This is a genomic window from Azoarcus sp. L1K30, from assembly GCF_018122735.1.
Lineage (GTDB): Bacteria > Pseudomonadota > Gammaproteobacteria > Burkholderiales > Rhodocyclaceae > Parazoarcus.
Genome location: NZ_JAGRRD010000001.1, coordinates 4,235,662 through 4,248,912, shown reverse-complemented (window position 1 = coordinate 4,248,912; position 13,251 = coordinate 4,235,662). Strand labels below are relative to the sequence as shown.

At 62.8% G+C, this 13,251-nt stretch carries 14 protein-coding genes; 8 read left to right on the top strand and 6 right to left on the bottom strand.

The window, feature by feature from the left end; genetic code table 11:
- Positions 1 to 8: 8 nt before the first annotated feature.
- Genes J5J83_RS19520 through J5J83_RS19495 form a run of 6 tightly spaced genes read right to left on the bottom strand, consistent with a single transcriptional unit; the run spans position 9 to position 3,884 of the window.
- Positions 9 to 278 (bottom strand): STAS domain-containing protein, encoded by a 270-nt coding sequence (locus J5J83_RS19520; protein ID WP_212351594.1) that lies wholly within the window; start codon positions 276 to 278, stop codon positions 9 to 11.
- On the bottom strand, positions 278 to 907 hold the full coding sequence (locus tag J5J83_RS19515) for an ABC transporter substrate-binding protein (protein ID WP_212351593.1): 630 nt from the start codon (positions 905 to 907) through the stop codon (positions 278 to 280). Before J5J83_RS19515 ends, J5J83_RS19520 begins: the two co-directional genes overlap by 1 nt.
- 13 nt (positions 908 to 920) lie before the next feature.
- The gene (locus J5J83_RS19510) at positions 921 to 1,781 is read right to left on the bottom strand and encodes a VacJ family lipoprotein (RefSeq protein ID WP_212351592.1); all 861 of its coding nucleotides are present in this window, start codon (positions 1,779 to 1,781) and stop codon (positions 921 to 923) included.
- A gap of 29 nt (positions 1,782 to 1,810) precedes the next feature.
- A complete protein-coding gene (gene mlaD / locus J5J83_RS19505) occupies positions 1,811 to 2,278 on the bottom strand; it encodes an outer membrane lipid asymmetry maintenance protein MlaD (RefSeq protein ID WP_212351591.1) in 468 nt (155 codons plus the stop codon).
- A complete protein-coding gene (gene mlaE / locus J5J83_RS19500) occupies positions 2,278 to 3,069 on the bottom strand; it encodes a lipid asymmetry maintenance ABC transporter permease subunit MlaE (RefSeq protein ID WP_212351590.1) in 792 nt (263 codons plus the stop codon). Before mlaE ends, mlaD begins: the two co-directional genes overlap by 1 nt.
- Complete coding sequence (locus J5J83_RS19495) at positions 3,066 to 3,884, bottom strand: ABC transporter ATP-binding protein (RefSeq protein WP_349251926.1); 819 nt, start codon at positions 3,882 to 3,884, stop codon at positions 3,066 to 3,068. The genes mlaE and J5J83_RS19495 overlap by 4 nt, the downstream gene beginning before the upstream one ends.
- Before the next feature lie 331 nt (positions 3,885 to 4,215).
- Between J5J83_RS19495 and J5J83_RS19490 the strand changes: the two genes are divergently transcribed.
- From J5J83_RS19490 to J5J83_RS19455, 8 genes are read left to right on the top strand one after another with little or no spacing between them, the layout of a single operon-like run.
- Positions 4,216 to 5,799 (top strand): pilus (MSHA type) biogenesis protein MshL, encoded by a 1,584-nt coding sequence (locus tag J5J83_RS19490; RefSeq protein WP_249115793.1) that lies wholly within the window; start codon positions 4,216 to 4,218, stop codon positions 5,797 to 5,799.
- Positions 5,796 to 7,547 (top strand): GspE/PulE family protein, encoded by a 1,752-nt coding sequence (locus J5J83_RS19485; RefSeq protein WP_212351587.1) that lies wholly within the window; start codon positions 5,796 to 5,798, stop codon positions 7,545 to 7,547. The genes J5J83_RS19490 and J5J83_RS19485 overlap by 4 nt, the downstream gene beginning before the upstream one ends.
- A complete protein-coding gene (locus J5J83_RS19480; protein WP_212351586.1) occupies positions 7,544 to 8,752 on the top strand; it encodes a type II secretion system F family protein in 1,209 nt (402 codons plus the stop codon). Before J5J83_RS19485 ends, J5J83_RS19480 begins: the two co-directional genes overlap by 4 nt.
- An 11-nt stretch (positions 8,753 to 8,763) precedes the next feature.
- Positions 8,764 to 10,332 carry a hypothetical protein gene (locus J5J83_RS19475; RefSeq protein WP_212351585.1) on the top strand — a complete coding sequence of 523 codons (1,569 nt, stop codon included), beginning with the start codon at positions 8,764 to 8,766 and terminating at the stop codon, positions 10,330 to 10,332.
- The gene (locus tag J5J83_RS19470; RefSeq protein ID WP_212351584.1) at positions 10,329 to 10,913 is read left to right on the top strand and encodes a hypothetical protein; all 585 of its coding nucleotides are present in this window, start codon (positions 10,329 to 10,331) and stop codon (positions 10,911 to 10,913) included. Before J5J83_RS19475 ends, J5J83_RS19470 begins: the two co-directional genes overlap by 4 nt.
- Positions 10,910 to 11,323 carry a hypothetical protein gene (locus J5J83_RS19465; protein WP_212351583.1) on the top strand — a complete coding sequence of 138 codons (414 nt, stop codon included), beginning with the start codon at positions 10,910 to 10,912 and terminating at the stop codon, positions 11,321 to 11,323. The genes J5J83_RS19470 and J5J83_RS19465 overlap by 4 nt, the downstream gene beginning before the upstream one ends.
- Entirely contained in the window at positions 11,320 to 12,555 is a 1,236-nt protein-coding gene (locus tag J5J83_RS19460) for a hypothetical protein (RefSeq protein WP_212351582.1), read from the top strand. The genes J5J83_RS19465 and J5J83_RS19460 overlap by 4 nt, the downstream gene beginning before the upstream one ends.
- Positions 12,543 to 13,238 carry a prepilin-type N-terminal cleavage/methylation domain-containing protein gene (locus J5J83_RS19455; RefSeq protein WP_349251925.1) on the top strand — a complete coding sequence of 232 codons (696 nt, stop codon included), beginning with the start codon at positions 12,543 to 12,545 and terminating at the stop codon, positions 13,236 to 13,238. The genes J5J83_RS19460 and J5J83_RS19455 overlap by 13 nt, the downstream gene beginning before the upstream one ends.
- The last annotated feature ends 13 nt before the right edge of the window (positions 13,239 to 13,251 follow it).

The window sequence follows — 13,251 nt, the reverse complement described above, 5'->3', positions numbered from 1 at the left end:
CGGCATACTCAAGCCGCAAGCGGCAGGATTTCGTCCAGGCCGTAGAGTTCGGACAGGCTGCGCAAGCCCGCCGGCATCCCGCGAACACTCAGGGTGTGCCCGGCTGCCGTCGCGCGTCGCATCCAGTCAAGCAGGAGCGCCAAGGCAGCCGAATCGGCTTCGCCGACAGCGGTCATATCCACCATCAAGTCGCCATCCGGCAGGGACTGCCCAAGCGTGTTGACGATGGTTCGCATCGTCAGCGCCCCTTCCAGCCGGACGATCGCCGGCTCAGTCATCAAGCACCTGCCTTTGAACCGACAAGCGACTCGTTCTTCGACTCGAGCGAGCGAATCAGCCCATCGATGCCGCCGCTGCGAATCTCCGCGCCAAAGCTGCCACGATAGTTGGTCACCAGACTGACGCCCGCAACGACGACATCAAATACCTTCCACCCCGCGTCGGTCTTCTCAAGCGTGTAATCGATGTCGATCGCCTGCGCACCGGGCTGACGCACCTCGGTGCGAATCTGGACCGTGGTGTCGGCCGCAGACATCCTGACCGGCTTGAAATCGATCACCTGATCACGATACTGGGTCAGCGCATTGGAATACGTACGCACCAGCAGGGTCTTGAAGGCCTCGACCAGACGTCCTTGCTGGGCCGCGCTGGCGTTGCGCCAATCGCGCCCGACCGCAAGCATGGTCATGCGCTGGAAATTGAAATGCGGCAGCACCCGCTCCTCGACCAACCCAAGTGCGCGATTGGTGTCGCCGGCCTGAATGGCCTTGTCCTGACGAACGATCGCAAGCACATCATTCGTCACCGATTTGACCAGCACGTCCGGGGGCGTCTTGTCATCCGCGGCGAAGGCGCCCGGTACGATGGCAGCCACGAACAGCAGCGCGCACAACAATAGTCTTTTCATCTCGATCACCCTATCAATTCACGCTCTCGTCTGCGCCCGCAATCGACGCCAACCCCCCGACACCAAGCAGTTCAAGGCCTTCCAGCGACGCCGCAGCCAGTTCATCGACTGCGCTGCCCAGCCTCAGGCTGTCCTGCCCGGCACGGCTGAAATCTTCGTATACCCGGGGCGGATTGCCGTCGAAAACTTTGTAACGGCGCTGTTCAAGATAAAAGTCACGGACATAGCTGTACTTGTCGAGCGTGCCTTCACTCAGCGTCTTGTCGATTCCGAGGAGATTCGCGCGGGTATTGACTATACGCAGGCCTGTCAGCGTGTTACGTGTCGGAATGTCACCAACACCGTTTACGATATCGCCTGCCATGTCTGCGGGCAGTGCGGCAGCATCGCGCAGCGTCCTCGGCCCCAGAATTGGCAGCACGACGTAGGCGCCTTCACCAACCCCCCAACGCCCGAGGGTCTGTCCAAAATCTTCGTCATGCTTGGGAAAGCCCATCTCGGATGCGATATCGACCCAGCCGACAAAGCCGAACGTAGAGTTGAACAGAAAACGCATCATGTCGCTCAGCGCATCCGCAAACTTGCCCTGAAGCAAGTTGTTCAGGCCAACCCACGGGTCGCCAAGGTTGCCGAAAACGTTGCTTACGCCGGTTCTTACCGGCGATGGCAACACGGTCTCGTAGGCCTGCGCAGCCGGTTTGATCAGGACCTTGTCCACACCCTCATTAAAGGAGAACATCGCCCGGTTGTAGCCTTCGAGCGGATCCTGCGGATTCGAGGCCGTCGTGGCACAACCGCTTCCCAGTACCAGCACGAAGGCGGCAAGCAACACCGTGCGCGCACGGCTACCACAGCTACGCATTTCACCTCTCATTTCGGAGCTCTCCATCACGTCGGGCATGGTCACTTTGCCGGCGTTTCCGCCGCCTTGTCGAACATGAATTGGCTGATCAGCCTCTCCAGCACCACGGCAGACTGGGTAATCTGAATACGGTCGCCGGCCTTGAGCATGGCGACATCCGCCCCCGGCTCCAGTCCGACATACTGTTCACCCAGCAGACCCGATGTCAGGATGGTGGCAATGGTATCGCGAGGAAATTCGTAGCGCGTATCGAGTTCGAGCCTCACGACGGCACGATAGGCTTGGGGATCGAAGCGGATATCGGCGACGCGGCCGACCAGCACCCCCGCACTCTTGACCGGTGCACGCACCTTGAGCCCGCCAATGTTGTCGAATGGCGCCTCGACCGAATAGAGCGGCGCACCGCTCAGTCCGGTGAAGTTGCCGACCTTCATGGCAAGAAAAACCAGTGCTGCAAACCCCAGCACCACGAACACACCCACCCACAGGTCGAGCGTCGATCTGCTCATCATTGACCCCGGAACATGAAAGAAGTCAGTACAAAATCCAGCGCCAGAATGGCCAGCGCCGAGCTCACCACCGTCCGCGTAATCGCCCGCGACACGCCCTCGGCGGTCGGATTGCAGTCATAGCCCTCGAATACGGCGATCAGCGAGACGGCCACGCCGAAGACGAAGGATTTCAGCACCCCATTGAGAATGTCATAGCGAAAATCCACTGCAGCCTGCATTTGCGACCAGAATGCGCCATCATCCACGCCAATGAAGACCACGCCGATCAGCCATCCACCAAAAATGCCCATGGCCGAGAACATCGCCGCCAGCAGCGGCATCGAAATGACACCGCCCCAGAACCGGGGTGCAACCACGCGCGCGAGGGGATTGACTGCCATCATATCCATCGCCTTCAATTGCTCAGTGGCCTTCATCAGACCGATTTCGGCCGTCACCGCCGAGCCTGCGCGGCTGGCGAACAGCAAGCCTGCCACCACCGGACCGAGCTCACGCGTCAGCGACAGCGCCACAAGGACACCGAGGGCCTCACTCGAACCATAGCGCTGCAAGGTTTCATACCCCTGCAGGCCAAGCACCAGGCCAACGAAAAGCCCGGACACGAGAATGATCAGCAGCGACAGAACGCCGCTGAAATAGACCTCGCGAATCGTCAGATGAAGCCGACGCACGGACTGCCCGGAGTAGACGAGCACCATCAGCAGAAAGCGCGCGGCAAAACCCACACGCCACACACCATCGACGGTCATTGCGCCGATGCGGCGCACGAAATTGACGACCGCGCTCATCGCCCGTTCCCTTCAAGAAGACTGGACATCGCGGGCGCAGGATAGTGAAAGGGCACCGGACCATCGACCTCTGCATTGACGAACTGATGCACGAACGGATGTTCGGAGGCCCGAATTTCGTCAGGCGTCCCCCGGGCGACGATGCGACCATCCGAGACGAAATAGACGTAATCGACGATGTGCAGCGATTCATGCACATCATGGGTCACCATCACCGTACTCGCCCCGAGTGCATCATTGAGGCGGCGAATCAACTGGCCGACGATGCCCAGGGAAATCGGATCAAGACCTGCGAACGGCTCGTCGTAGAGCACCAGCATCGGATCCAGCGCCACCGCACGCGCAAGCGCAACCCGTCGTGCCATCCCGCCCGACAACTCGGACGGCATCAGTCCGGCCGCACCGCGCAGTCCCACTGCCTGCAACTTCATCAACACGAGATCATGAATCTGAGCCGCAGGCAATGCGGTGTGCTCGCGCAAGGGGAAAGCAACGTTGTCGAACACGCTCATGTCGGTAAACAAGGCACCGAACTGGAACAGCATCCCCATGCGCCTGCGCAGCGCATAGAGCGCATCGTTACCCAAGGCACCGACGTCGTGCCCCGCCACATCCACGCTTCCGCCGGTTGCTCGTATCTGTCCGCCAATCAGGCGTAGCAATGTGGTCTTGCCACAACCGCTGCCGCCCATGATCGCCACCACCTGACCACGGTGCACTTCCAGATCGATGCCGCGCAGAACCTCACGCTCGCCATAGGCAAAGCGGACGTCACGCAGACAGACCAAAGGTGCTTGCGAAGAAGAGGGTGTCACCGGTGGATTCGAATCAATACTTGGTAAGCAGCGAAGTTTAGCAGAGGCACGCCGGGTGTCATCGCAATTCTGTTGCATTGCGACAACGCCATCGCGGGCTTTGGCCGCGCGCCACCCCATATGCCACTGGCGAACTCATGGTCATTCATGCGCCTCCCGCGTACTCGCTTGACACGTGATCGACAGCCGTTACAATGCCAATAACATTTATGCAAATAGAATCACCGTGTCCGGATTTTCCATTCTCCTCACCGCGTTAGCACTCGCGGCAGCGACCGGCTGCAGCCAGGTTCCGATGCGTCCCCCATCGTCCGCACACCTGCAGGCAGCCATGGAGAACGAAGAGGCCCCGGCACCCAAGTCTGAAATGGTCGCCCCCGACACTCACACGAGCGAGACCGATCCCGCCCTCCCCACCTACTCCGTCTCGGTAAGCCGTGTCCCCGTCACCGAACTACTGATGGCGATTGCGCGCGACGCCCGCCTCGACATCGATATCCATCCGGGCACGACCGGCGTAGTCACGATGAGCGCACATGAACAGCCACTGCGCCGACTGCTCGCGCGCATTGCGAGGCAGACCGACATCCGGTTCGAGCTTGAGGGCACCCACCTCGCGGTCATGCCCGACACACCCTTTCTGCGCAGTTATCAGGTCGACTACGTGAACCTGGACCGTGGCATGAACAGCGCGGTCGCGACCAGCACTCAGATCGCGACGAGCTCGAGCGCAATGGAAACGCAAGGCGCCAGTGGCAACAATGCGTCGGTGACGAAAATCGAGACGCAATCCCTGAACCACTTCTGGGCGTCGCTCGAAAACAACATCCGGTCCATCCTCAAGGAACACGCCCGCTTCATCCAGCAGCGAAGATGTGAAGACCTGCATCGGGTCAGCGCCGACGCGCCGGGGCCGCCTCCCGCATCCTGTGCAGTACCGGAAAATGGCGAGTTCGTGATGATCAATCGCGAAACCGGGGTGCTGATGGTCAGGGCCACCGGCGCCCAGCAAGAACAGATCGGCAAATTCATTACGCAGGTGCAGGCGGCGGCACGTCGTCAGGTCATCATCGAGGCCACCATCGTCGAGGTCGCGTTGAGTGACGGCTACCGCCAGGGCATCGACTGGACCCGACTCGGCGGCCCCGCAGCCAACATGCACCCGCGCAGTGCCGATGTTGACGCCAGTGCGCTGTCGCCCACCCTCACCTATCTGTCGGGCACCCTCGACATCAAGCTCGAGTTGCTCGAATCCTTCGGCACGGTCAAGGTCCTGTCCAGTCCCCGCTTGTCGGTGCTGAACAACCAGACAGCCATGCTCAAGGTCGTCGAAGAAGTGGTCTACTTCCTGGTGGACGCATCGACCACCGCCTACGGCGACAGCGACCGCGAGAAGATCACGGCAACGACGACGCCACAGTCGGTGTCAGTCGGCATGGTCATGGCGCTGACACCGCAGATCAGTGCAGATGGCAAGGTCACCCTCAACGTGCGCCCGACCATCTCCAGCATTTCGGGCTTTCGCGACGATCCCAACCCGTCGCTGGGTGCCATTCCGAACCGCGTGCCGCAAATACGCACACGGGAAATCGAATCCGTTCTTCGTCTCGACAGCGGCGAAATTGCCGTACTCGGCGGCTTGATCGAAGACAAGCTCGACACCGGTAGCGGCCGTATCCCCGTGCTCGGCGCCATCCCCGTCCTGGGAGAGCTCTTCACCCGTCGAGAGGACTCGACGAAGCGCACCGAACTGGTGATCTTTCTGCGCCCGTTACTGATCGAGCAAGCGGCAATCGGTGGCGACTTCGCGCGTTATCGGGGCTCGCTGCCCGCACAAGACTTCTTTTCTCCCGCCTTCTCCGGGCGTGTCCGTCCGGTCGTGGATGCCGCCACAACGGCGGTCGGCCGTCCATGACTGCAACCGTCTCGCCACTCGCCTCACATTCGGCGCCCGGTGCGCGGCTGAAAATCGGACAGCAATTGCTCAAGGCGCGCCTGGTCACGGAAGATCAGCTCCGCATCGGCCTTCTGCAACAGGCCCGCACCCGACAGCAACTTGGGCGCATCCTCGTCGATCTCGGCTTCCTCACCGAAGCGACACTTCGCGACACACTGTGTGCCCGACTCGGCAAGCGCAGTGTCGAACTGGAAACAGCGGTCATCGACGCTGCAACGCTCGAGCTCGTGCCAGAAGAACTCGCACGCCTGCACAACGTGTTGCCGCTGCATTTCGACGCCCTCGGCAACGAACTCACCATTGCCTGCCCGGACGGACACGACATCGTTGCCCTCGACGCGCTGCGCAGCGCCTGCCCCGGCACCCCCGGGATCGAGGTCCGGCTGGCAGGCGAATCCGAACTCCGCGAGGCCATCGACCGTCACTACGGCTATCAGCTCTCGATCGACGCCGTCCTCCAGGAAATCGAATCTGGCGCGACGACCGCGCCGGATTACCGCACCCCGCATCGACAACACCGTCCGCCCGTGATTCGCCTGATCGACGCCTTGCTTGTCGATGCTGTCAAACGCGGCGCCTCGGACATCCATTTCGAACCGGAAGCCGGTTTCCTCCGCATCCGCTACCGGATCGACGGCCTCCTGCAACAAATCAGAGTCCTGCATGCAAGCTACTGGCCGGCAATGGCCGTCCGGCTGAAGGTCATGGCCGCGCTCAATATCGCCGAAACCCGCAGCCCACAGGACGGGCGCATCTCCCTGACGCTCAACGGGCGCGAGGTCGACTTCAGGGTCTCGGCCCAGCCGACGCTGCACGGCGAGAACATCGTGCTGCGCATCCTCGATCGCCACAAGGGTCTCGTCCCGCTAGCACAAATTGGCCTGAGTCCGGATCAGCTTGAACGAATCCGGCAAATGCTCAGTCGGCCAGAAGGCTTGATCCTGATCACCGGCCCTACCGGCAGCGGCAAGACCACCACGCTCTACTCCATGCTCAATCAGCTCAACAACGAATCACGCAACATCATGACACTTGAGGACCCTGTCGAATACCCGATGCAGATGGTCCGTCAGACCACGATCAGCGACGGCGCCCGTATCGACTTTGCCAGCGGCATCCGCGCCTTGCTGCGGCAAGACCCCGACATCATTCTGGTTGGTGAAATCCGCGACCGCGATACTGCCGCCATGGCGCTGCGAGCGGCGATGACCGGGCATCAAGTGTTCTCCACCCTGCATACCAACTCCGCACTTGGAGCAATTCCCCGCCTGCTCGATCTCGGTGTCCGTCCGGACATTCTTGGCGACAATCTGGTCGGGGTCGTCGCGCAGCGACTGGTCCGCCGCCTGTGCCCGGAATGCCGCCGCCCCGATCGCGCGACCGCCAACGAACAACTGCTGCTCGATCTCTCCCCCGAACAGGCGACGACCACAACCGTCTATCGCGCCACGGGCTGCCCTGCGTGCAGCCACCTGGGTTATCGCGGACGTATGTCCATCGTCGAATGCCTTGTCATAGACGACGAACTCGGCGACCTCGTCAGCATCAATGCCAGCAGAAAGACGCTTGCAGCCAGCGCCCGGCGACAGGGGCTCGTCAGTCTTGCGGAAGACGGCACGCGCCGAGTCCTGGACGGGAGTACCAGCATCGAGGAGTTGGCACGGGTCGTGCGCCTGGCACAAGCGCTCGCGCCGCACGCCCCATGACACGACACACCTATCGCGCGCTCAACGCACGGGGAGAGATTATCCGTGGTGCCACCGACGCAGCGGACATCACCGAGCTCGAAGCCCGTCTGCGACGCAGGGGGCTCGAGCTCATCAATGCCGAGGCACGAATATACGATACCCTGCTCACCGCGTTACGGGGCCGCATTCCGCGCCGCGAGCTGATTCATTTCTGCTTTCACCTCGAGCAATTGCTTGCCGCCGGCGTTCCCATCATCGACGCACTGACCGACCTGCGGGAGGCCACCGCTCACGCCCGCACGCAACAGATCGTGGCGCGCCTGCTCGAAGACATCGAAGGTGGGCTGCCCCTGTCGGAAGCGGCCACCCGCCATCCCGATGCATTCGACGAGGTGTTCTGCAGCCTGCTCCAGGCCGGCGAACAGACCGGCACGCTGGCGCCCGTTCTGAACCAACTGGCACAGGCGCTCGAACGCGAACATGAACTCGTTGCGCACGCGCGCAAGCTCGCGATCTATCCCATCATCGTCAGCGCCGTACTGCTCGCGGCCGCCATTGTCGCGCTGCTCTTCGTCGTCCCCGAACTTGCCCGGCTGTTCCGCAGCACCGGCCAGTCTCTGCCGCTGCAGACCCGAATACTGATCGATCTTTCAAACGTGGTCTCCGACCATGGCGCGCTGATGATCACCCTGCTCCCGTTCATCGGTGTAGGTCTCGGATTGGCGTATCGCCGAAGCGCTGCCTTTCGATTCCGCCTCGACCTGCTCCGCCTGCGCCTGCCGGTGCTCGGCCCCCTGCAATACAAGATCGCCATGGCCCGCATTGCTGGCCTGATCGCCATGCTCTACGCCTCGGGCATCACGATATTGGAGGCATTGCGCACTGCCGTGAACGCCAGTGGGAACCTCGCCATACGAGACAGCCTGTGCGAAGCGGAACGGCGCATCGTCGAGGGCCATGGCATTGCCGCCGCCTTCGAGGTTACCGGGCTTTTTCCACAACTGGTGACACGCATGCTGCGAATTGGAGAGCAGACAGGCGGAATGGATGCCGCGCTCGGTAACATCGCGAGCTTCTACGCACGCGACACCCGCGAATCGATCGAGCGCCTGCAGGCCAGCGCCGAACCACTCCTCACGCTCATCCTGGGTGCCTTCATGCTGTGGATCGTCTTTGCTGTCCTGGGTCCCGTGTACGACATTCTGACCCGGCTCCCTTTGTAGTTTGCCAAGCCATGGGAAAGAAACGAATCCTCGTGATAGATGGCAGTGGCGGTGAGGTCTTCGCATCCGGGCACGACGGTCCCGTGCTCGAGCAGCGCTTCGAAACGCGCGCCGGAACGGCGCCTGAGCACTTCGACCAGTGGCTCCAGACACACCCCACACACGGTCAATTCATCGTCATCGCCGATCTTGCCGATGAGCGCTTCGCGCTCGAACACATCCCTCGCGCAGGCCTGGGCGACGCGCGCGCAATGACCCGGCGCCGATTGCAGCAGCATTTTCCGGATACGGCCTTCACCGTGGCCGTGCCGCTCGGCAGACAAGCCGGTCAGCCCAGACTCGATGCGCTCTTGCTCGCAGCACTGACGCGTCCTGCAATGCTTGAGCCCTGGCTCCGGGCCCTGACGGACGCGGGCAAGGTGATCACCCGCGTGCTCACCCCCGCGCTGCTGTTTGACCAATGGCAGCGACCGGCATCGCGCAAGCGCGACACCTTTCTGCTGATCAACATCACACGAACCGGGATGCGGCAGACGCTGTTCGTTGACGGCCGGCTTCGATTCAGCCGTCTCGCCCCGCCCCGCGCCGCTACGCTGCGTGAGTGCATGGCCGCATACGCGAACGAACTGGCCCAGACCCATGCCTACCTCACCGCCCAGCACTGGATCGGGCACGGCGCCTCTGCGCTCACGCTCAAGCTTCTGGCAGACACCGCCGACCACGCCACCCTTGTCGCACTTGCCAACGCCATCGAGGGCGCGGAATTGGACTTTCTGCCCCTCGACGGTTGGGCACGGCCCCGTCACGCCGACCCGCTGACCGGACATTCGGATGCACGCCCGTTCATGCTGCGACAGGCATTCAAGTGTCCACCCGCGGTCGACTACACGCCGCCCGCGCTGAAGGCCCGCCGCAAACAGACACAGGTGCGCGCCGCGCTGCCATGGATCGTCGGCGCCAGTTACGCCGGTCTGTTGCTCGCGATCGGGGCCGAGTGGCTCACGTTGCAGAAGTTGCAGCAGGAGGACGCGCGAATCCAATCTGCCGCGGTCGCGACGCGCCAGGAACTCGATCGCCTGCAGCAAGCAGACACTGCACTTGCGGTACCGACGACCGACGCAGCGGCATGGGTCGAGACGATATCGGCACTCGAAGGGCGTTCTGTCACGCCGGCGTTAGTCATGCACCTGGTCAGCCAGATCATGGAGGCCGTGCCGGCATGGCGTCTGGAACGTCTGCGGTGGGCGCTGCAGCCGGCATCACCCGACTCGGGTGAATCGAGCCATCGCGCCTCATCGTTACCACCCTCTGTCGCAATCGAACTCGAGACGAGCGGGGGCAACCCGCATATCGCAGACACAGGAGCCGACGTCAGGCATGCACTTGAATTGGCGGCAGAAAGACATCCTGGCCTGGTATTCACCATCGGCGAGGGCCGGCTGTCGGCGCGCGCGCCAGACAATCGCCTTGCGATGGCTGGCGATGATGGCAATTCAAGGGCTAACGCCCCCCATCGGCGCCTGAGCCTGCACCTGCCCTTGCCCGCGCCTGGGCAAACCACCGAGGGCGATGACGAATGACCCGCAATCCCTTTCCGCCACTGCGAAGCAGATCGACGATGCTGGCCATTGGCCTGATGACACTCGGACTTGTCACCTACCTGTTCTGCGTGCAGGCGAGCCGGGATCAGCAAACACAGCTTGCCCACGCCGAGAGAGCACTGCTGCAGGCACGCGCGATGCTCAATGCCGCACATACGCGGGCAGCACACTCCCGGCGCGTCGAAAAGAAACTCGCCGACCTGCGAATCACGAGCCTGGACCAGGCCGCAGCGGACTGGAATGCGGCGATGCTCCGCATGCAATCGGACAGGCGCCTCGACGCCGTGCAATGGCAGGAAAGCGCATCCACCGTCAAATCCCCAAAGCATCCGGAACTGCCGACAATCCGCATCAGGCACCTGAGCATGGATGCCCGCCTCGTGCATGCAGCCGCCCTCATCGACGCCCTGCATGCCCTGGCCCCCGCCGGGACGATGCACTTCAATCCGCTCGGATGCGACATTGAACGCACTTCGCAACCCGCGCCAGCGGTCGGACAGCTAAAGGTGCATTGCGACTTCGATGTGCTCGGCTTGCATCCGACGCCAACGCCCGAATGATGATGCGCAGTGTCCTGTGGCGCCTGCTACCCTGTCTGTTGCTGTCGATGCATGGCAGCGCGGGGGCTGCGCCCCTCGGAAGGCTGTTCTTCAGCGTCGCCGAGCGCGAGCAACTCGAACAGACACCGCCCCCTGATGCGGCCGCTGCAGCCCCGATGGTCGTCAGCATCCAGTTCGACGGCATGCTGTGGCGGGGCGAGAAACTCCTATCGCTCTGGATCGATCACCACGCACACCTGCCGGGAGCTCGCTTCAGGGCCGATCTGAAGACGGGCAGCCTGCTGGTGAATGATGCCGGAGGGCCGGACCAGCAACTCCGGGTCGGCGAACGCTGGCCACCTCCGCCCTCACCGCACCGGCATCCCATCCGACTGCGCCGCACGACCCCGCGGGCCACACCCACACCATGAGACACTCGCAGCGCGGGGCGTTGCTGCTCATCCTAATGCTCACGCTGATTCTGGGTGCGGCCAGCGCCGTGCTGCTCTCCGGCGAGCGCATTGCCAGAACCCAACTCCGTATCCGGCTTGACAGCGCGCATGCCCTTGCGCAGGCGAGAAACGCACTGATCGGTTATGCGATCAGTTACGCCGAGCAGCATCCGAACCAGGGTTACGGCTACCTGCCCTGTCCAGACACGGAAAATGCCGGTTCCTACCAGAAAGTCGCCTGTGCGCCGCGCGGGCATGGCGTCTTCGGCCGCCTTCCCTATCGCACACTCGGGCTGGCCGATTTGCGCGACGGACGTGGTGATTGCCTGTGGTACGCGGTCGCAGGCAGCATCAAGAACAATCCCAAGCCGATGACATTTAACTGGGACAGTCCGGGACAATTTCGAATCGTCGATCAATGGGGACAGCCCGTTCCCGTGCCCGGCGGGAAGACCCAATCCGCCGTCGCGGTAATCTTCGCTGCAGGCTCGCCCCTCAATGCGCAGGACCGACCCGCCGCCACGGACGCGCGCTGTCCCGGCAGCGAGGATGTGAGTGCAGACCTGCCCGCCTATCTGGATGCAGGCTACCCCACGACAACGCCCGACCCGCTGTCGGTCAAGCAGGGCCTGGCGAATGACGAGGACAATAACGACCTGTTGATCTGGATCACCACCGACGACATCTTTGATGCGCTGCGCCGGCGCGTCGATTTCGCACCACTGCTTAACGGCATGATCGATCGCACGACCAGCGCGTTCGCCATCGCGATGGCGGAGCCGGACTTTCTCGTCACCCATGCCGGCCGGGCCGACGGCAACCGCCTGAGCGGCAAATTGCCTGCGGCGGACGCGCTCCATATCGCCGATGTGGAAGCAGATCTTCACGACAACTGGCGGGATCAACTGCATTTTGTCGCTTGCGCCGACGGCAGCCAGTGCCTGCGGGCCGAACTCACCGCTCCCGGTGCGGCGCCTCGCATCGAAAACTGCCGTGCACTCGTGCTATTCGGCGGCGAGCGGATACGTCTCGGGCCCGACGCGCAGTCGCGCGTGACACCGCAACAGCGGGCCGATCCAGCCCAGTACTTCGAGCCCCCGAACTCGACCAGCCTCGGAGCGGAAACGGGTGACTTCAGCGGCAATGAACAGTTTGCGGTCCTCAACCCGGCCAGTCCGGCTAGCGCGGACGTGATCAAGTGCATTTTCTGACACCCCGTCCCTGCCCTGCCAGACGTCGTGCAACCGGCTTCACGCTGGTCGAGATGGCCGTGGTGCTGGTAATCCTGGCGCTCGTCACCGGCATGCTTATTGTCCCGGTCAACAGCCATCTCGACGCACGCAACCGCCAGGACACCGAATCAAGACTTCGAGACATCGAGCAGACCCTGATCGGATTCGCCATCCTGAACGGCCGCTTGCCCTGCCCGACCACGGAAACCGATCCCGCGAGTCCGGGCTATGGGCTCGAGCACACGCCGCCGTGTGACCACAGCCATGTGGGCTATCTGCCATGGCGAACCCTGGGCGTGAGCCCCACCGATGCCTGGGGACGGGCGCGTGATCGCACCGATTCGCCGTGGACGGGTTACTGGCGCTATCGCGCCGACTCCGCCCTGACCGACGCACCGATCACACCGGTTTCGGCCACAAGCAGCAATATTCAGATCCTCGATCATGTCGGCCGGGCCATCACCACGCTCAGCGATTCGCGTGCCGCCGCCGTGGTGTTCTCCACCGGACCGAACCGTGCGGCGGACGGGCTCAACGCCACCCACGCAGCCACCAAGCCCAGCTTCGAAGCAGGCGAGATTACCGCACGTTTTGACGATCAGCTGCACTGGATCGGGCATCCGCTGCTCATTGCCCGCCTTGCCCAGGCCGGCCGTCTGTGAGCAATGCTAGCCA